This window comes from Pseudomonas kulmbachensis (genome assembly GCF_963681935.1).
GTDB lineage: Bacteria > Pseudomonadota > Gammaproteobacteria > Pseudomonadales > Pseudomonadaceae > Aquipseudomonas > Aquipseudomonas kulmbachensis.
This window is the reverse complement of the sequence record NZ_OY817088.1, coordinates 1,656,750-1,673,869: the sequence shown is the minus strand read 5'-3', so window position 1 is coordinate 1,673,869 and position 17,120 is coordinate 1,656,750. Positions and strand designations below refer to the sequence as shown.

General features: G+C 56.9%; 19 protein-coding genes. 10 read left to right on the top strand and 9 right to left on the bottom strand.

From position 1 onward, the window contains the following. Positions 1 to 128: 128 nt before the first annotated feature. Complete coding sequence (locus tag U5A05_RS07820; protein ID WP_261741544.1) at positions 129 to 2,210, top strand: carboxy terminal-processing peptidase; 2,082 nt, start codon at positions 129 to 131, stop codon at positions 2,208 to 2,210. A gap of 91 nt (positions 2,211 to 2,301) precedes the next feature. Here the strand turns inward: U5A05_RS07820 and U5A05_RS07815 are convergent, their stop codons facing one another. From U5A05_RS07815 to bamJ, 4 genes are all read right to left on the bottom strand, one after another. After that, positions 2,302 to 2,709 (bottom strand): tetratricopeptide repeat protein, encoded by a 408-nt coding sequence (locus U5A05_RS07815; protein WP_321836063.1) that lies wholly within the window; start codon positions 2,707 to 2,709, stop codon positions 2,302 to 2,304. Further along, on the bottom strand, positions 2,710 to 3,078 hold the full coding sequence (locus tag U5A05_RS07810; protein WP_261741542.1) for a hypothetical protein: 369 nt from the start codon (positions 3,076 to 3,078) through the stop codon (positions 2,710 to 2,712). Next, entirely contained in the window at positions 3,075 to 3,410 is a 336-nt protein-coding gene (locus U5A05_RS07805) for a helix-turn-helix domain-containing protein (RefSeq protein WP_321836062.1), read from the bottom strand. The genes U5A05_RS07810 and U5A05_RS07805 overlap by 4 nt, the downstream gene beginning before the upstream one ends. A 416-nt stretch (positions 3,411 to 3,826) precedes the next feature. Then, positions 3,827 to 4,546 carry a BamJ family beta-barrel-assembly machinery protein gene (gene bamJ / locus U5A05_RS07800; protein ID WP_261741540.1) on the bottom strand — a complete coding sequence of 240 codons (720 nt, stop codon included), beginning with the start codon at positions 4,544 to 4,546 and terminating at the stop codon, positions 3,827 to 3,829. Between the two features lie 98 nt (positions 4,547 to 4,644). On the opposite strand from bamJ, the gene U5A05_RS07795 reads away from it, so the two are divergent. From U5A05_RS07795 to U5A05_RS07785, 3 genes are read left to right on the top strand one after another with little or no spacing between them, the layout of a single operon-like run. Continuing rightward, positions 4,645 to 4,776, top strand: a complete 132-nt coding sequence (locus U5A05_RS07795; protein WP_321836061.1) for a hypothetical protein — start codon at positions 4,645 to 4,647, stop codon at positions 4,774 to 4,776. A 38-nt stretch (positions 4,777 to 4,814) separates the two neighbouring features. Then, a complete protein-coding gene (locus U5A05_RS07790) occupies positions 4,815 to 6,629 on the top strand; it encodes a di-heme-cytochrome C peroxidase (RefSeq protein WP_261741539.1) in 1,815 nt (604 codons plus the stop codon). 43 nt (positions 6,630 to 6,672) lie between these two features. Beyond that, positions 6,673 to 7,809 carry a catalase family protein gene (locus U5A05_RS07785; RefSeq protein ID WP_261741538.1) on the top strand — a complete coding sequence of 379 codons (1,137 nt, stop codon included), beginning with the start codon at positions 6,673 to 6,675 and terminating at the stop codon, positions 7,807 to 7,809. Positions 7,810 to 7,929: 120 nt separating this feature from the next. On the opposite strand, the gene cysB is transcribed toward U5A05_RS07785, so the two are convergent. The 4 genes from cysB to U5A05_RS07765 form a co-directional block, all read right to left on the bottom strand. Then, on the bottom strand, positions 7,930 to 8,904 hold the full coding sequence (cysB, locus tag U5A05_RS07780; protein ID WP_019410733.1) for an HTH-type transcriptional regulator CysB: 975 nt from the start codon (positions 8,902 to 8,904) through the stop codon (positions 7,930 to 7,932). Positions 8,905 to 9,017: 113 nt separating this feature from the next. Further along, on the bottom strand, positions 9,018 to 9,518 hold the full coding sequence (locus tag U5A05_RS07775; protein ID WP_261741537.1) for a universal stress protein: 501 nt from the start codon (positions 9,516 to 9,518) through the stop codon (positions 9,018 to 9,020). A 93-nt stretch (positions 9,519 to 9,611) separates the two neighbouring features. Further along, positions 9,612 to 10,529 (bottom strand): 5'-nucleotidase, encoded by a 918-nt coding sequence (locus U5A05_RS07770; protein ID WP_261741536.1) that lies wholly within the window; start codon positions 10,527 to 10,529, stop codon positions 9,612 to 9,614. A gap of 39 nt (positions 10,530 to 10,568) precedes the next feature. Then, complete coding sequence (locus tag U5A05_RS07765) at positions 10,569 to 10,895, bottom strand: thioredoxin family protein (RefSeq protein WP_425262896.1); 327 nt, start codon at positions 10,893 to 10,895, stop codon at positions 10,569 to 10,571. 57 nt (positions 10,896 to 10,952) lie between these two features. Here U5A05_RS07765 and U5A05_RS07760 point away from each other — a divergent pair, with 57 nt between their 5' ends. Further along, on the top strand, positions 10,953 to 11,399 hold the full coding sequence (locus tag U5A05_RS07760) for a PilZ domain-containing protein (protein ID WP_261741534.1): 447 nt from the start codon (positions 10,953 to 10,955) through the stop codon (positions 11,397 to 11,399). Between the two features lie 131 nt (positions 11,400 to 11,530). Further along, a complete protein-coding gene (locus tag U5A05_RS07755; protein ID WP_261741533.1) occupies positions 11,531 to 12,607 on the top strand; it encodes a 3-deoxy-7-phosphoheptulonate synthase in 1,077 nt (358 codons plus the stop codon). Positions 12,608 to 12,741: 134 nt separating this feature from the next. On the opposite strand, the gene U5A05_RS07750 is transcribed toward U5A05_RS07755, so the two are convergent. Further along, positions 12,742 to 13,677: a LysR substrate-binding domain-containing protein gene (locus U5A05_RS07750; protein ID WP_261741532.1), complete on the bottom strand. Its 936-nt coding sequence runs from the start codon at positions 13,675 to 13,677 to the stop codon at positions 12,742 to 12,744. A 345-nt stretch (positions 13,678 to 14,022) separates the two neighbouring features. On the opposite strand from U5A05_RS07750, the gene U5A05_RS07745 reads away from it, so the two are divergent. The 4 genes from U5A05_RS07745 to U5A05_RS07730 all read left to right on the top strand — a co-directional run bounded on the left by U5A05_RS07745 (position 14,023) and on the right by U5A05_RS07730 (position 17,099). After that, entirely contained in the window at positions 14,023 to 14,793 is a 771-nt protein-coding gene (locus tag U5A05_RS07745; RefSeq protein ID WP_321836060.1) for an ABC transporter substrate-binding protein, read from the top strand. A gap of 111 nt (positions 14,794 to 14,904) precedes the next feature. Continuing rightward, positions 14,905 to 15,594, top strand: coding sequence for an ABC transporter permease (locus U5A05_RS07740; RefSeq protein WP_261741530.1), 690 nt, complete (start codon positions 14,905 to 14,907; stop codon positions 15,592 to 15,594). Beyond that, positions 15,591 to 16,304 carry an ABC transporter permease gene (locus tag U5A05_RS07735; RefSeq protein WP_261741529.1) on the top strand — a complete coding sequence of 238 codons (714 nt, stop codon included), beginning with the start codon at positions 15,591 to 15,593 and terminating at the stop codon, positions 16,302 to 16,304. The genes U5A05_RS07740 and U5A05_RS07735 overlap by 4 nt, the downstream gene beginning before the upstream one ends. Before the next feature lie 27 nt (positions 16,305 to 16,331). Continuing rightward, positions 16,332 to 17,099, top strand: coding sequence for an ABC transporter ATP-binding protein (locus U5A05_RS07730; protein WP_261741528.1), 768 nt, complete (start codon positions 16,332 to 16,334; stop codon positions 17,097 to 17,099). The last annotated feature ends 21 nt before the right edge of the window (positions 17,100 to 17,120 follow it).

The following is a 17,120-nucleotide window of genomic DNA, read 5'->3' as shown; positions in this document are numbered from 1 at the left end:
AGTGAGTCTGGACTGAGCCCGGCGCTATAGCACCGGGCTTTTTGCATTATGCGACCGGTCCTTGATGGAACCGGCGACTTCAAAGACGGCCTAATATGCGTTATCAATTGCCCCCGCGTCGAATCAGCATGAAGCATTTATTCCCTAGCACCGCACTTGCCCTATTCATTGGCTTAGGCGTTTTGCCGTTTTCGGCCAATACGTTTGCCGCTAACAGTTGGGATAACCTTCAGCCCGATCGTGATGAGGTAATTGCCAGTCTTAACGTTGTTGAGCTGCTCAAGCGCCATCATTACAGCAAGCCGCCACTGGATGACGCCCGCTCGGCGATCATCTATGACAGCTACTTGAAGCTGCTGGACCCTTCGCGCAGTTACTTTCTGGCAAGCGACATTGCCGAATTTGACAAGTGGAAGTACAAGTTTGACGACTTCCTCAAAAGCGGCGACCTCAACCCCGGTTTCATCATCTACAAGCGCTATCTGGATCGCGTCAAGTCGCGTCTGGACTTCGCCCTTGCCGAGTTGAACAAAGGCGTTGATTCGTTGGACTTTAAAGCCAAGGAAAGCCTGGAGATCGACCGCAAGGAAGCTCCATGGCTCAAGTCCGAAGCCGAGCTCAATGATCTGTGGCGCAAACGCATCAAGGACGAAGTCCTGCGTCTGAAGATTGCCGGCAAGGAGCCTGCGAAAATTCAGGAACTGCTGACCAAGCGCTACAAGAATCAACTGGCGCGCCTCGATCAGACCCGCAGCGAAGATATCTTCCAGGCGTACATCAACACCTTCGCCATGTCTTACGATCCGCACACCAACTATCTGTCGCCAGATAACGCGGAAAACTTCGACATCAACATGAGCCTGTCGCTGGAAGGCATTGGCGCCGTGTTGCAGAGCGATAACGACCAGGTGAAAATTGTCCGTCTGGTGCCCGCAGGCCCGGCCGACAAGACCAAACAGGTCGCTCCGGCGGACAAGATCATCGGTGTCGCCCAAGGCGATAAAGAGATGGTCGACGTAATCGGCTGGCGTCTGGACGAAGTGGTCAAACTGATTCGTGGCCCTAAAGGCTCTGTGGTGCGCCTGGAAGTGATTCCAGCGAGCAACGCGCCTAACGACCAGACCAGCAAGATCGTGTCCATCACCCGCGAAGCGGTGAAGCTTGAAGAGCAGGCCGCGAAAAAGTCTATTCTCAACCTGAAACAGGATGGCAAGGACTACAAGCTCGGCGTGATTGAAATCCCGGCGTTCTACCTGGACTTCAAAGCGTTCCGTGCAGGCGACCCGAACTACAAGAGCACCACCCGCGACGTCAAAAAACTGCTGACCGAGTTGCAGAAAGAAAAAGTCGATGGCGTGATCATCGACCTGCGCAACAACGGCGGCGGTTCGTTGCAGGAAGCCACCGAACTGACCAGCCTGTTTATCGACAAGGGCCCAACCGTTCTGGTGCGTAACGCCGACGGTAAGGTCGACGTTCTTGAAGACGAAAACCCGGGCGCGTTCTACAAAGGCCCGATGGCGTTGCTGGTCAATCGCCTGTCGGCTTCAGCCTCGGAGATTTTTGCCGGTGCCATGCAGGATTACCATCGTGCGCTGATCATTGGCGGCCAGACCTTCGGCAAAGGGACGGTGCAAACCATCCAGCCGCTGAATCATGGCGAACTGAAACTGACCCTGGCCAAGTTCTACCGGGTATCCGGTCAGAGCACCCAGCATCAGGGCGTACTGCCCGATGTCGCTTTCCCGTCGATCATCGACACCAAGGAAATCGGCGAGAGCGCACTGCCTGAAGCCATGCCGTGGGACACCATCCGTCCTGCCATCAAGCCTGCTGTCGATCCGTTCAAGCCTTTCATCAATCAGCTGAAAGCCGAGCATGACGCACGAGTTGCCAAAGATGCCGAGTTCATCTTTATCCGCGACAAGCTGGCCCTCGCCGAAAAACTGATGACCGAGAAAACCGTCAGCCTCAACGAAGCGGAACGTCGCGCACAACACGCCGACATCGACGCCAAGCAGTTGGTGATGGAAAACGCCCGTCGTCAGGCCAAAGGCGAAGCACCGCTCAAGGAAATGAAGAAAGAAGACGAAGATGCATTGCCGGTCGAACCTGAAAAGACCAAACCGGAAGATGACGCCTACCTGAGTGAAACCGGGCGGATTCTGCTGGACTACCTCAAGCTCAGCTCGCAGGTTGCCAAGAAGTAATTCCAGCCGATGAAAAAAAGGGCGGGCCGCGTAATGCGCCCGCCCTTTTTATTGGCGATGGGTAATGCCAGGGCAGTTGCGGGTCGGCCTGCTATCGCGGACCACCCTGCTCATTCAACATCTCCAGTTTATGTGCTGCCAACGGGTGCCCGGCTTTTACCGCCATCGTCCACCAGCGTGCAGCTTCGACTGCATCAGGCGCTTTGCCGAGCGAACCTGCCAGACAGAAAACACCCACTTGGTATGCGGCCTTCGCATCGCCGCTCAACGCTGCCAGGCGCAACAAACGCACGCCCTCCTCCTTCGCCCCCAATCCTTGACCGCGAAAGGCCAGGATATGCCCATAGAAGCTTTGGGCGCGGGTATCCCCCAGGTTGGCCATGCGCGAGAACTGTCCTTCCATCCAGCGCCAGATACGCGGTTGGCGGACACACCAGGACCAGTGAAACAACTTGCGCGCCAGCCAGTAGCTCAAGCGCGCTTTAAGTCGCCAGAGCACTCAAGCTTCCTCGTGCTCGTAAGCGTACTCAAACACCCGTACGACCTCAGAGGCATGCCACGACGCGGCAGCAATGCCATCCGGCGGGCCGGGAAAGCGTCCAAGTCGCTCTGCGCATTCAAAAAAACCGGTACGTGGCAGACGGCTTGCGCCCTGGCTGATCACCAGCGAACTGCGCAATGGTTGTTCGGCCTTGGCATCCATCGCCGCCAGATGCTCAAGTGCTGCGGTCAAGGTCAACATGGCCGGGCTCGGCAATTGCAACCGCTCCAACAACGCACGGTACGTCAGCAAATGGCGCTGTCGACGCGCCTGATCGAGCTCAGCCAACAACCCGTCCCAGTGTTGCCGACTGATGCGAACGCTCATGATGCTTCCCTCCAACCTGCGATACCCAGTTCCCAGGCCAAGCTGCGACGAATAGCGAGATCCGGAAGACGCTCCCCGGATTCGATCATTCCCAGATACGACGCACTGATGCCTACTGTGCGCGCCAGCGCCTCAAGGGCCAGGCCCTTGTTCTCGCGCAGAACGCGCAATTGATCGAGCCCGAGCAGAACCTGCTCGGGAACTGCCGGCTGCACATCCGGTGCTGGTGCCGGCTCCTTGATACCTGCAGCCTTGAGCAGAGCCTGATAGCTTTCCCATGAGAGAACTGCGTATTCGGGCTCGCCATTGCGCTTGATAATTTGAAGATCCATTACTAAACCCCGTCAGACTTTTATATAGCTCGAGTCGGAACTTTCCCTATAAGCCTAATCCTAACAGCTACCAAGGGCTCGGGAGTTTTTGATCTCAAATAGGCGATTAGTGGAAAACGCCCCAAAACAGCACGTTGATCGGCAAATGTTATCCACACAAATTGTGGATAACCTTGTGAACAGAGCTGTTTTTCATGGCTGAAAGGCCCGTCCCATAAGGCTTGTAGTCAGATCGGGCGTTTTTTACACACATAAAAAAACCCATAAATTCATTGACTTGGCAGTCAGCAACCACTAGCCAATGGAACTTATGGGACATTTTGAGTTTTGTAGGACAGAACTTACAAAAATACAACTCGGACTACAGATACGACAACGCCCCGTCGAGACGGGGCGTTGTGCGTACAAAAAACTGCTTATTGGGCAGCGTCTTGCTCTGCTTTGGCAGGATCTTTGATGCCCAGCAGTTCCAGGTCGAATACCAGTACCGAATTGGCCGGGATCGACGGGCTTGGGCTTTGTGCGCCGTAAGCCAGTTCGCTTGGGATGTACAGCTTGTACTTCTCGCCAACGTGCATCAGTTGCAGGCCTTCAACCCAACCCGGGATTACACCGCTAACCGGCAGATCAATCGGGCTACCACGCTCTACCGAGCTGTCGAACACCTTGCCATCAATCAGTTTGCCTTCGTAGTGAACAGTCACCACGTCGGTAGCTTTAGGCTGAGGACCATCGGCTTTCTTGATTACTTCGTACTGCAAGCCAGAAGCGGTAGTGACAACACCAGCTTTCTTGGCATTTTCTTCGAGGAATTTTTTACCTGCAGTAGAGGCTTCTTCACTCATTTTGGTCAGACGCTCTTCCGCACGCTTTTGCAGTGCTGCGAACGCTTCGATCAGTTCATCGTCCTTGAGCTTTTGCTCTTTCTTGCCGACGGCATCTTCGATGCCCTGGGCTACAGCCTTGGAATCAAGGTCATCCATGCCTTCCTGAGCCAGGCTTTTGCCCATGTTCAGGCCGATGCCGTACGAGGCTTTTTGCGCAGGGGTTTTCAGCTCTACGCTGGTCTGCGAATCACAACCCGCCAGTACCAGACTTACCAGGGCCACAGCTGCCGCCAACCGATGCTGTTTCATGCTATTTCCTTGTTCATGCGCCAAATGGGCAATCGAATAAAGCCGCGAGCTTATCAGGCGGCCGCGACCAATGGCTACCGGGTTAAGAGAGACAAATCATGGATAAGTTCACCGCCGGAACGGTGTTCTCGGAAGAATTCATAATAGCCGCAACTTTTATTTACACATCTGAGAACCTGCCAAACCTGACGGTGCCACCCCATGATTGCTTGATGCCAGGCCACACCTGAGGCATAAGGCTGTAAATATTCTTACAAGGAGCGTTATTGTGCGTCTGTTTTACCGTGTTTTGCTGGGGTTGCTGGTGGCATTGGCCCTGGGAATTGGCCTGGTGATTTACTTCATTGCCAACCCGAAGCTGCCTGCCTACCAACCCCCGCAGCAACTGCACTATCTTGACCAGTGGAGCCCTGCTGACCGTCAAACTTATTACTACACCCCTCAGGGCACACAGGTTAAAGGCCTGCATTACGACTGGTTCAGCGCCCTGGAGCTGCCTTTTTCAAAGCAGCCTTTCGCAGCACCCGAGTATTTGGCGCGCTTTGGCTTTCTGGTTGCTCCCCAGCAACAGGCCAGTGCCGCCAACCCGGCCAATTTGCCAGTGGGTTTTACTCGTCACCAGAACCCTGGCAGCACCGTGGAGTACCTGGATATCACCTGCGCAGCCTGTCACACCGGCGAGTTGCGGTTCAAAGGCCAGGCACTGCGCATTGACGGCGCCCCGGCACAGCACGTGCTGCCATCCAGCGTACCTACCTTGCGCGGCGGCAGTTTTGGCCAGGCGCTGGTAGCCAGCCTTGCAGCGACTTATTACAACCCGTGGAAATTCGAGCGTTTCGCCCGCACGGTGCTGGGCGATCAATACGATGCGCAACACCAGCAGCTGCGCAAGGACTTCAAGGCGTCGCTGGACAACTTCCTGAGTGTGGCCTGGAACGACACCCATCGCGGCCTCTATCCGACGCTAGAAGGCCCTGGCCGCACCGATGCATTTGGGCGTATTGCCAACGCCAGCTTCGGCGATGCAATTTCCCCCGCCAACTACCGTGTGGCCAACGCTCCGGTAGACTATCCACACCTGTGGGATATGTGGACGTTTGACTGGGTGCAGTGGACCGGCTCGGCCAAGCAGCCGATGGCACGCAACATTGGCGAAGCGCTTGGCGTTGGCGCCACCCTGAACTTTTTCGACCCCCATGGTCAGCCACTGCAAGGCGATGCTCGTTATCCGTCGAGTGTCCGGGTCAATGACCTGCACCTGATCGAAGAGACCCTGCAAAAACTCAAGCCCCCGGTCTGGCCCGAAGACCTGTTCGGCCCGGTCGATCGCCCTCTGGCCGCCAAAGGTCGCGCGCTATTCAGCGAAAATTGCGCCGGGTGTCACGTGCCGCCTGTGGTTGAAGAAAACGGGCGATGGGTCAAGCAACTCAAAATGCTGCCGGTCGAGGTGATTGGCACCGATCCCAATACCGCGAATAACATCGCCGACAACCGTTACGACCTGAGCGCATTGCAATGGGACCCCGCCGAACTGGCCGGAATGAATGTGGATTTGTTCCCCAAAACCGACGCGCCTCTGGACATGAGCAAACTGTCGGTAGCCAAGGGTTTGGCCTACGTAACCGCCTTTGTTGAAAAGCGTGCCTACCACGACGCCAACATCGGCCCTGAAGAGCAGGATCGCCTCAATGGCTTTGGCCTGCCGATTGGCGTCATGGAGTTGCGTGCCTACAAGGCTCGGCCGCTCGACGGGATCTGGGCCACGGCACCCTTCCTGCACAACGGTTCGGTACCTACGGTGTACCAACTGCTGTCACCACAGTCCGAGCGCGACGCTACCTTCTATCGCGGCAGCTTTGAGTACGACCCGCGCCATTTGGGCTACCGCACAGAGGCCTTTGACGGCGGTTTTGTACTCGACACCCGCATCAGCGGCAATCACAACAGCGGTCACGAGTTCCGCTCCGGTCCTCGTGGCAATGGAGTGATCGGCCGCCTGCTGCAACCCGAAGAACGCTGGGCGCTGCTGGAGTACTTGAAAGTGCTCGGCGGTCCTCTTGAGCAACAGTTGCCCAACCAATGAAGCGCCTTCAACACACCGAAGCTTTCGCTAAAAGGATGTTTGCATGCTGACCACTTTCTGGCTTCGACTCGGCAAATGGCTGGGCAAGTTGCTGTTGCTGCTGATTGCCTTGGGGTTACTCGGCTGGGCGCTTGCTACAGGCTGGTACGCCTGGCAGCATCGCGGGCCGGTCTCGGCTCAGGAGCAGATACCGGCGGGTGAAGCCGCCATGACCCAGGACACCCTCCAGACAGCGATCAGGATCGTCGACCAGCATCGCGAGAACACCCGCTATCTGCGCGATGCCCACGCCAAGGCTCATGGCTGCGTCAAGGCGCAAGTCCAGGTGCTGGATGACCTGGACCCGACTTTGCGCGAAGGCGTGTTTGCCACCCCAGGCAAAACCTGGCAAGCCGTGATGCGCCTGTCCAATGGCAACGCTTACCCGCAATTCGACAGCATCCGCGATGCCCGTGGCATGGCGATCAAGTTGCTCGACGTGCCGGGGGCTCAACTGTTGCCGAGCCAGCAAGGCCGTCACGAACAGGACTTTGTGATGTTCAACCACCCCAACTTCTTTGTCAGCGATGTTGCCGAATATCGTCAGAACATCGCGGCCCAGGCCGATGGCAAAAAGATCGCAGCGTTCTTCCCGTCATGGGACCCGCGCAGTTGGCAAGTCCGTCATTTGTTTATTGCCCTGGCCACATTGGCACCGGCTCCGGCCAGCCCAACTCAAACCACCTACTTTTCGGTATCGCCTTACAAGTTCGGCACGGCCAATGCCAAATACCGGGTAGCCCCTGACCCCGACAGTTGCCCGGCGTATAACTTGCCCAAGCAGAACGAGGCGCTGCCCAACTTTTTGCGCAACGCCTTGAACCAGCAACTGTCCACGGACCGAGTACCGGCCTGTTTTGTGCTGCAAATCCAGCGTCAGAACGCCAATCGCTTTATGCCGATCGAAGACACCAGTATCGAGTGGAAAGAGTCTGACGCGCCCTTCGAGACCGTGGCACGAGTCAAGATTGCCCCTCAAGACTTCGACACCCCAAGTCAGAATCTGACGTGTGACAACCTGTCGTTCAGCCCGTGGCACGGGATTGAAGAGCATCGGCCGATAGGCGGGATCAACCGTTTGCGCAAGGCCGTGTATGACGCGGTGAGCGCGTACCGACATACGCGTAATGCCGAGCAGTAACCGCAAACACATATAGCCGCTGCCGCAGGCTGCGATGGGCAGCGCAGCGGCCCTGATTCTTAAAGGTCCTGCGGACCTTATCGCAGCCTGCGGTAGCGGCTAAAGTCCAGAATGGCGCACTTAATGCACCGGCAGTTCAACGCCTTCGAACAGGTCTTCCAGTTCCTGTTTGTTGTGGCACGCAATGGCCTTGGCCATGACTTCACGGGTGAGGTGCGGAGCGAACTTTTCGATAAAGTCGCACATAAACCCGCGCAGGAAGGTGCCACGGCGGAAACCGATCTTGGTGATGCTCGACTCGAACAGTTCGCTCGCATCCAGTACCACCAGGTCGTTGTCGAGTTTGGTGTCCACGGCCATTTTGGCCACGATGCCAACACCCAGACCCAAACGTACATAGGTTTTGATCACGTCGGCGTCAGCAGCGGTAAACACCACTTTAGGGGTCAGGCCGCGGTGGCTGAAGGCTTCGTCGAGTTTGGAGCGACCGGTAAAGCCGAACACATAGGTCACGATCGGGTATTCAGCCAGCGCTTCAAGGGTCAGCTTCGGCAATTTGGTCAGTGGGTGACCTTGTGGCACCACCACACAGCGATTCCAGCGGTAGCACGGCATCATCACCAGATCACCGAACAGCTCCAGGGCCTCAGTGGCAATCGCAAAATCGACCGTACCATCGGCGGCCATTTCGGCAATTTGCATCGGCGAACCCTGGTGCATGTGCAACGCAACATCCGGGTATTGCTTGATGAAATTACTGATCACCGGCGGCAAGGCATAACGCGCCTGGGTGTGGGTGGTGGCAATCGACAGCGTGCCTTTTTTCTCGTTGGAAAATTCCTGGGCGATCTGCTTGATGCTTTCGACCTTGCGCAGGATCTCGCCAGCGGTGGTGATAATACGCTCGCCTGCCGGTGTCACTCGGGTCAGGTGTTTACCACTACGGGCAAAGACCTCGACCCCCAGCTCATCTTCAAGCAGGCGGATCTGTTTGCTGATACCCGGCTGTGAGGTGTAAAGACTCTGCGCGGTGGCCGAAACGTTGAGGTCGTGGTGCGCCACTTCCCAGATGTAGCGCAATTGTTGAAGCTTCATATGCATCCCTCAAAGCTGATAGACGCCAAGGGTATCGGCGGCGGTATATAACTATATGGAAGGTTGGAATAAGAAATCTAGAACTTTTTATCGTTTTTATCGATTCATCAGCCTTACACATCAGTACTGCGCCGACGCTGCATCAGCGGCACCAGATACACCGGGATCTGTACCAGATCGATAATCCGGGCTGCCGTACGCCCCAAATGCGATTCGCCCCCCGTTGACTGGGCATGACTGCCCAGAACCAGCAGATCAACCAACAGTTTGCGCGACTGCTCCAGAATGACCTGCGAAGGCTCGCCCTGAATAACCTTGACCGATCGAATCAGGGCCAGTTCCCGCTCCCCCCCTGCCAACTCTTCGCGAATACTTGCAAAAACCCGCAGCTCTATATTTGAAAGCATGGTGTCCATGCCCTGCTGATGCAGCTCGCTCAACGCCTGCTCATCGAGGTAGCTTTCTAATACCGACTCGGCAAACAGCCCCATGGGCTCAACCACATGCACTACATACAGATCTGCGCCGAAACTGCTGGCCAACCCCAACGCATGCTGCATCACTACCGGCGAGTAAATACCGAGATCAGTGGCGTACAGAATTGAGCGAATCATACGACCCCCTCGACAGCTTTAATGGACGAGATTGATTCAGCTTAGCAGCGCACGGACAAGTACGATGATCCGCGCAATAACTTGCCCACGCGGCTACTCGGGCGTTGAGTCCGCGGATTCATTGCTGATGCCGTGGGGCACATGACCGGTAGCGACAACCTGACGCGCCCTTTCGCAATGACCGGCCTGATCGTCGAAAAACACGTCCGCTGCAAAGGCTTCCAGAAACGCCGATTTATCCAGCCCGCCGAGAAACAGTGACTCGTCCAGGCGAATATCCCAATCACGCAACGTGCGTATCACCCGCTCATGGGCTGGCGCCGAACGTGCGGTGACCAGCGCGGTGCGAATCGGGCATGCATCATCAGGAAACTCGCGTTGCAGCAGGTTAAGCGCCTCCAAAAAACCTTTGAACGGCCCGCCACGCAACGGGTTGCGCGCGGACTCGCGCTCAAGGGACTGAAACGCCTCAAGGCCACCGGTCTGAAACACGCGCTCTGACTCATCGGAAAACAGCACCGCATCACCGTCGAAGGCAATCCGTAATTCGTTGCTCTCGGCACGCAACGCGCCACCCGACAAAATGGTCGCCGCCGCAAACCCGGCATTCAATGCGCTGCGCACATCATCGGCATGGGTCGATAAAAACAGATCACAGCCAAATGCATTGAGATATGGATGCGGATTGCGCCCACCGGAAAACGCTGCCCGGGAAATATTCAGGCCGTAATGCTGGATCGAATTGAACACCCGCAACCCGGTATCGGCACTGTTGCGCGACACCAGCACCACCTCGACCCGCTCGCGCCCAAGGCTGGCGTTGAAACTAAGGAGCTTCTTGACCAGCGCGAAGGCATCCCCCGGGGCAAGTACTTCATCTTCATGTTCGATCTGGTACTGGCGGTATGCCTCGATCCCTTGGGTCAAGTACACCTGATGGCTATCACTCAAGTCGAACAGGGCCCGAGAAGAGATGGCCAGCACCAGCTTGCCTTTTAAGCCTTTGCTCATATCGCCTCCACAGGTTTTCAAGCGAGTACAAATATCGGATCAAGGTAACTCGTCAGGCTCAAGCATCAAGGCGAGTCGAATATGGTGCGCCAATTCGCCTTCACTCAAACGGGACTTGAGCTCACCGTAAAACGCCCCGTCGCGCACCACAAACAGGGTTGGCAAATGGAAAATCTCATAGCGCTCGACCAGGCCCCCGTTGTCACTGGCATCGATCCAGCACAGCCGGTCAATGGGCAACTGCATCTCTGGCAGCATGCGCCGAGCAGTGCGACAGGCCGAACAACCAGCGCTGGTAAAAATCACCAGCGAGGTCCCGGGTAGCGCCAGCAGCAGCTGATCGGCATCAAAGTCGGTCAGTTCCATTTCGCTCACTATACTCATAAGACAATATTAAATTGATGGCACTTGGAGTCAGTGTTCATGGGTCGTTTTTTACCTCACCCAGATGATGTTCCCGTTGAGATAACGCTGCGCAAACAACCTTCACTTTCGCGTCAGAAGCTGCACTCTATCAGCCTCGGCGGCGTGTCATGCAATAGCGATAGAGGCTGGCGACGCGGCACTGCGGTCGACCTGTACATGCCCACCCTGGGGGAAAACGCACATTACCCAGGCTATATCGCCTGGTGCGAGAAACACCTGCAGGGTTACCGCGTCGGGATTGCCCTGATCGACGAACAAACCCTGTTTGGCGCGCGCATGGGCGAACAGATTTGCCAGATCGAGCACTACTCACGCCTCCAGCGCCAACAAAATCCATGCCCGCAAGACCTGGAGGCCCTGGCCCTGGAATGGGTCAGTCACCACGCTGCGGAGTTCTCCCAGGCGACCCTCGATCACGCAATGGCGCAGGCAGTGCTGGATTAAAGCTGTGCTTGCCCATTGTCGAATAACCGGTTAACGCGTTAAGGTTCGGCTCCCCGATGCGATCAACCAAGCAGTGCTCCGCCGCACGGGGATCGCTGGCGGCCGGCACCCGTGACCTGACGAGTAACACGATGGCTGATTTACCGATCGACGACCTAAACGTTGCCTCCAACGAAACCCTGATCACACCTGAACAGCTCAAGCGCGAAATGCCTTTGCGTGAAACGGCTCTGCAGACCGTGACCAAAGGCCGTGAGGTGATTCGCAACATCCTGGATGGCACCGACCATCGACTGTTCGTTGTTATCGGGCCTTGCTCGATCCACGATATCAAGGCTGCCCACGAGTATGCCGAGCGCCTTAAAGTGCTCGCCGCAGAAGTCAGCGACACGCTGTACCTGGTGATGCGCGTTTATTTCGAAAAGCCACGGACCACCGTGGGCTGGAAAGGCCTGATCAACGATCCGTACCTGGACGACTCCTTCAAGATCGAAGACGGTCTGCACATTGGCCGCAAACTGCTGCTGGATCTGGCTGAAATGGGCCTCCCAACGGCCACTGAAGCCCTTGATCCGATTTCCCCGCAGTACTTGCAGGACCTGATCAGCTGGTCGGCGATTGGCGCCCGTACCACCGAATCGCAGACCCACCGCGAAATGGCTTCCGGTCTGTCTTCCTCGGTAGGTTTCAAGAACGGCACCGATGGCGGCCTGACCGTGGCGATCAACGCCCTGCAGTCGGTTTCCAGCCCGCATCGCTTCCTGGGGATCAACCAGGAAGGCGGCGTGTCGATCGTCACCACCAAGGGCAACGCCTACGGCCACGTGGTATTGCGCGGCGGCAACGGCAAGCCCAACTATGATTCGGTCAGCGTCGCGCTCTGTGAGCAAGCGCTGAACAAGGCAAAAATCCGTCCGAATATCATGGTCGACTGCAGCCACGCCAACTCCAACAAAGACCCGGCGCTGCAACCGCTGGTCATGGAAAACGTGGCTAACCAGATCGTCGAGGGCAACCAGTCGATTATCGGCCTGATGGTCGAAAGTCACTTGAATTGGGGCTGCCAGGCAATCCCGAAAAACCTCGAAGACCTGCAATACGGCGTGTCGATTACCGATGCCTGCATCGATTGGGCGGCCACCGAAAGCACCTTGCGCAGCATGCATGCCAAGCTCAAGGATGTGCTGCCAAAACGTGATCGCGGCTAACACACCTGATCTGTAGTGCTGATACTCCTCAACTTGTAGCCGCTACCGCAGGCTGCGATGGGCAGCCTAGCTGTCCTGCCTTCAACGGCGAAGGTCCTTCGGACCTTCTCGCAGCCTGCGGCAGCGGCTACAGGTCAGTCTGAGCCCAGCAAACGCTGGCTTGCCACCATCTGCTCCCGCCCACGCGCCACCATCCAGCGATGAAAATCGCGGCAATGCGCGTTGTCAAAAGCGCCCTTGGCGCCCACCAGAAAATACGCTGAAGGCAAGGGCAAGCCGTAAGGGAACGGCATGACCAAGCGCCCCTGCGCCAGGGCATCAGCCACCATCGAGTATTGCGCCAACACCACACCCTGCCCCGCTTGAGCGGCATGGATTGCCATGGCCGACAATGAATAAACCCGATAACCGTCGCGCAACCCTTCGCAGTCAACCTGCTGGGCCTTGAACCAGTCGCGCCACGACGGTGGTGAAGCAAACTTGGGCAACCAGTCAATCGACAGCAAGGGATAGGCCAGCAAGTCCTGCGGGCTGTTGAGCGGCGCCTCGGTGCGCAACAGCTGCGGGCTCAGCACCGGCACCACGCAATCGCGGTATAGCTCAATGGCGTTCTCACTCGCCACGTAATCGCCGTAGGTGAAGCGAAAGTCGATGTCATAGCCGTCAGGCGACGGCTCGGCATGGCTGCCATCAAGAAACACATTGAGCTGGGGGTGCTCGGCCTGCCAGGCATAAATATGCGGCGCCAACCACTCCGAAAGCAGCGACGGCAACGCGCTGATGCGCAGGTTGCTGGCATTTTTCGAGCGCTCGACTTCGGTCTGGGCAATGCGCAAACTTTCAAAAGCAGCGGCACAACTCTCGTGATAACGCTGCCCGGCAACGGTCAGGCGGATGCGCTTGCCGACTTTGTGGGTCAGGCTCAAACCCAGGGTGTCCTCCAGCAGTTTCATCTGCTGACTGACAGCCCCGGCCGAAATCCCCAGGCGCCTGGCCGCCTCCACAATCCCGCCAAAGCGTCCAACGGCTTCAAAAACCTGCAAGGCACGCAGGGAAGGCAAGCTGTTCATCCACATCTCCAGAGGCAATTCAGCGGGTCGATACTTTAGCTGAGCTATAGAAAGCCACAGCTTTCACCCTCTTTTAGAAAAATGAAAGCCTCGTATTCTGAAGAGCCCCTGCGCCGCACAGCGAGGAAAATTCCCACACAGATGTAACTCTACGTAACGGCACACCCTACTGGCTGGCACAGCCCGCGCGTTAGTGGCCCGTACCAGGCCAGAGAACCGCTCTGGCACGCCATCCCACCGAATTGGCCTGTAATTTGCTCGTCATGTATATACAGGTACGGTCAATGCGCATCGTATATGTAGATCGGTCATAACGCTGAATCCGTCTGACAAAGGAAAATAACAATGAAAAAACTTGTCCTCGCAACCGTCTTGGCACTGGTATCTACCGGCATTCTGGCCAAGGATCTGAGCGAGATTCGCTTCGGTGTTGACCCCACTTTCGCGCCCTTCGAGTCCAAAAACGAAAAGGGTGAACTGGTGGGCTTTGATATTGATCTGGGCAACGCCATCTGCGCCGAACTCAAGGTCAAGTGCAAATGGGTAGAGACCCCGTTTGACAGCAGTATCCCGGCCTTGCGCGCGAAGAAGTTCGACGCGGTGTTATCAGCCATGACCGTTAACGAGCAGCGCAAAAAGAACGTCGCATTCTCGGATCGCCTCTACAACTCTCCCAACCGCTTGATCGCGAAGAAAGACAGCGGCCTGCTGCCGACCCCCGAGTCGCTCAAAGGCAAGCGTGTCGGCGTCGCCCAAGGCACCACTCAGGAAGCTTACGTCAAAGCCATTTGGGCGCCGCAGGGGGTGATCATGGTCACCTACCCCAACCAGGACCTGCTGTACCCCGACCTGATCAGTGGTCGTATCGATGCCAGCCTGACCGATGCTGCCGTGGCGGATATCGGCTTCTTGCAGACCAGCAAGAACACCGGTTTCTCGTTCGCCGGTGACGCGGTGACCAACACCGAGATCCTCGGCGAAGGCATCGCCATCGGCCTGCGCAAGGATGACCCGGTATTGCTCGAAGCCATCAACCGGGCACTGGCAGCCATGCACAAGGACGGCACCTACGACACCATCCAGAAAAAATACTTCACCTTCGATATCTATAACTGAAGCCCGCGTCTGAACGGTGCCGGATAGCCTGCATGCAGGTGGTCCGGCGCCTTGTATTGCACTTTCGCGCAACCGGCCTGCGGGCCGTCGTTGCCTCTGGAGCGACAGAACATGCTTTTACAGGGCTATGGCTCACTGATTGTCGAAGGGACGCTGGCAACCATCCAATTGGCACTGCTGTCGATGCTGCTGGCCGTAACACTGGGCCTGATCGGCGCGTCGGCCAAGCTGTCGAAACAACGGACCTTGCGCAATCTGGCAGCGGGCTACACCACGCTGATCCGTAGCGTGCCGGATCTGGTGATCATGCTGCTGCTGTTTTTCAGCCTGCAAATCTGGCTGAACAACTTCACCGAGTGGCTGCAAGTCGATCAGATCGACATCAACCCGTTTGCCGCCGGGGTGCTGACTCTGGGTTTTATTTACGGGGCCTATTTCACCGAAACCTTTCGCGGAGCCTTTCAGGCCGTGCCTGCCGGCCAGCTCGAAGCAGCCGTGGCATACGGCATGAACCGGCGTCAGGTATTCATCCGCGTGCTGTTCCCGCAAATGATGCGTTTCGCGCTGCCGGGCATCGGCAATAACTGGCAAGTACTGATCAAAGCGACGGCGCTGGTATCGATCATCGGTTTGATCGACATCGTCAAAGTCACCCAGGATGCCGGTAAAAACTCGATGGACCTGTTCTTTTTCAGCGTGATCGGCGGGCTGATTTACCTGGCCCTGACCACCGTGTCCAACGGCGTATTGATGTGGCTTGAGCGTCGCTATTCGGTCGGCGTCAGAGGTGCCCAACTGTGAACGAAATCATCCAGGAATATTGGAAGTCCTACCTGTGGTTCGATGGTTATCAGCTGTCGGGCGTGGCCATGACCTTGTGGCTATTGGTTGCTTCGATTGCCATCGGCGGCACTCTGGCCGTGCCATTGGCTGTCGCACGGGTGTCGCGCAACCCGCTGCTGCGCATCCCGGTGTGGTTCTACACTTACGTGTTTCGCGGCACGCCCTTGTACATCCAACTGCTGATTCTCTACACCGGGATCTACAGCTTGCAGATAGTGCGTGACCAGCCGGCGTTGGACGCGTTCTTTCGCGAAGGCATCAACTGCACCCTGCTGGCGTTTGCGCTCAACACTTGTGCCTACACCACGGAGATTTTTGCCGGGGCCATTCGAGCCACGCCCTATGGCGAAATTGAAGCCGGGCGTGCCTACGGCATGTCTGAATTCACTCTGTACCGACGCATCATTCTGCCCTCGGCGCTGCGCCGCTCGCTGCCGTTCTACAGCAACGAAGTGATCCTGATGCTGCACTCCACCACCCTGGCCTTTACCGCCACGGTGCCGGATCTGTTGAAGGTCGCTCGCGATGTGAACTCGGCCACCTACTCCTCGTTTGAAGCCTTTGGCCTGGCCGCCGTGTTGTACGCGGTGATGGTCTTTACCCTGGTCTGGGTGTTTCGCCGCTGCGAAAACCGCTGGCTAGCCTTCTTGCAACCGCAGGCCCATTAAACCGGCGTCATTTGGAGAACATCGAGCATGTACAAACTCAGTATCGAGGGCTTGCACAAGAAGTATGGCAATCACGAAGTCCTCAAGGGCGTGTCGCTCCAGGCCAAGGCCGGTGACGTGATCAGCATTATTGGCTCCAGTGGCTCGGGCAAAAGCACCTTCCTGCGTTGCATCAACTTTCTGGAACAGCCCTGCGCCGGCAGCATCACGGTCAACGATGAGCCGATCCGTACCAAACAGGATCTGAACGGAGCCTTGTGTGTGGCTGATCCACGCCAGCTGCAAAAAATCCGCACCAAGCTGGCCATGGTGTTTCAGCATTTCAATCTGTGGCAACACATGACCGTACTGGAAAACATCATCGAAGCCCCGGTGCATGTGCTGGGCATCAAGCGCAAGGAAGCCATCGAGCGGGCGCGCCAGTATTTGCACAAAGTGGGCCTGGCACCGGAAGTCGAAAACAAGTACCCGTCCCATCTTTCCGGCGGACAACAGCAGCGGGTCGCCATTGCCCGGGCTCTGGCGATGGAACCGGAAGTGATGCTGTTCGATGAGCCCACCTCGGCCCTGGACCCGGAGCTGGTCGGTGAAGTACTCAAGGTGATGCAGGCCCTGGCTGAAGAGGGCCGCACTATGGTGGTCGTGACCCATGAAATGGGTTTTGCGCGCAATGTCTCCAACCATGTGATGTTTCTGCATCAAGGACTGGTGGAAGAACAAGGACCGCCGGGCGAAGTGCTGGTCAATCCCAAGAGTGAGCGTTTGACCCAGTTTCTTTCCGGGCGCTTGAAGTGAGTAGGCAGTTCAACAGGAGAA

Excerpts from the sequence above, each read along its gene's own strand:
- U5A05_RS07820 (WP_261741544.1), top strand. The coding sequence starts at position 129 with ATGAAGCATTTATTCCCTAGCACCGCACTTGCCCTATTCATTGGCTTA.
- U5A05_RS07810 (WP_261741542.1), bottom strand. The coding sequence starts at position 3,078 with ATGAGCGTTCGCATCAGTCGGCAACACTGGGACGGGTTGTTGGCTGAG.
- U5A05_RS07805 (WP_321836062.1), bottom strand. The coding sequence starts at position 3,410 with ATGGATCTTCAAATTATCAAGCGCAATGGCGAGCCCGAATACGCAGTT.
- bamJ (WP_261741540.1), bottom strand. The coding sequence starts at position 4,546 with ATGAAACAGCATCGGTTGGCGGCAGCTGTGGCCCTGGTAAGTCTGGTA.
- U5A05_RS07795 (WP_321836061.1), top strand. The coding sequence starts at position 4,645 with ATGGATAAGTTCACCGCCGGAACGGTGTTCTCGGAAGAATTCATAATA.
- U5A05_RS07785 (WP_261741538.1), top strand. The coding sequence starts at position 6,673 with ATGCTGACCACTTTCTGGCTTCGACTCGGCAAATGGCTGGGCAAGTTG.
- cysB (WP_019410733.1), bottom strand. The coding sequence starts at position 8,904 with ATGAAGCTTCAACAATTGCGCTACATCTGGGAAGTGGCGCACCACGAC.
- U5A05_RS07775 (WP_261741537.1), bottom strand. The coding sequence starts at position 9,518 with ATGATTCGCTCAATTCTGTACGCCACTGATCTCGGTATTTACTCGCCG.
- U5A05_RS07770 (WP_261741536.1), bottom strand. The coding sequence starts at position 10,529 with ATGAGCAAAGGCTTAAAAGGCAAGCTGGTGCTGGCCATCTCTTCTCGG.
- U5A05_RS07765 (WP_425262896.1), bottom strand. The coding sequence starts at position 10,895 with ATGGAACTGACCGACTTTGATGCCGATCAGCTGCTGCTGGCGCTACCC.
- U5A05_RS07760 (WP_261741534.1), top strand. The coding sequence starts at position 10,953 with ATGGGTCGTTTTTTACCTCACCCAGATGATGTTCCCGTTGAGATAACG.
- U5A05_RS07755 (WP_261741533.1), top strand. The coding sequence starts at position 11,531 with ATGGCTGATTTACCGATCGACGACCTAAACGTTGCCTCCAACGAAACC.
- U5A05_RS07750 (WP_261741532.1), bottom strand. The coding sequence starts at position 13,677 with ATGAACAGCTTGCCTTCCCTGCGTGCCTTGCAGGTTTTTGAAGCCGTT.
- U5A05_RS07745 (WP_321836060.1), top strand. The coding sequence starts at position 14,023 with ATGAAAAAACTTGTCCTCGCAACCGTCTTGGCACTGGTATCTACCGGC.
- U5A05_RS07740 (WP_261741530.1), top strand. The coding sequence starts at position 14,905 with ATGCTTTTACAGGGCTATGGCTCACTGATTGTCGAAGGGACGCTGGCA.
- U5A05_RS07730 (WP_261741528.1), top strand. The coding sequence starts at position 16,332 with ATGTACAAACTCAGTATCGAGGGCTTGCACAAGAAGTATGGCAATCAC.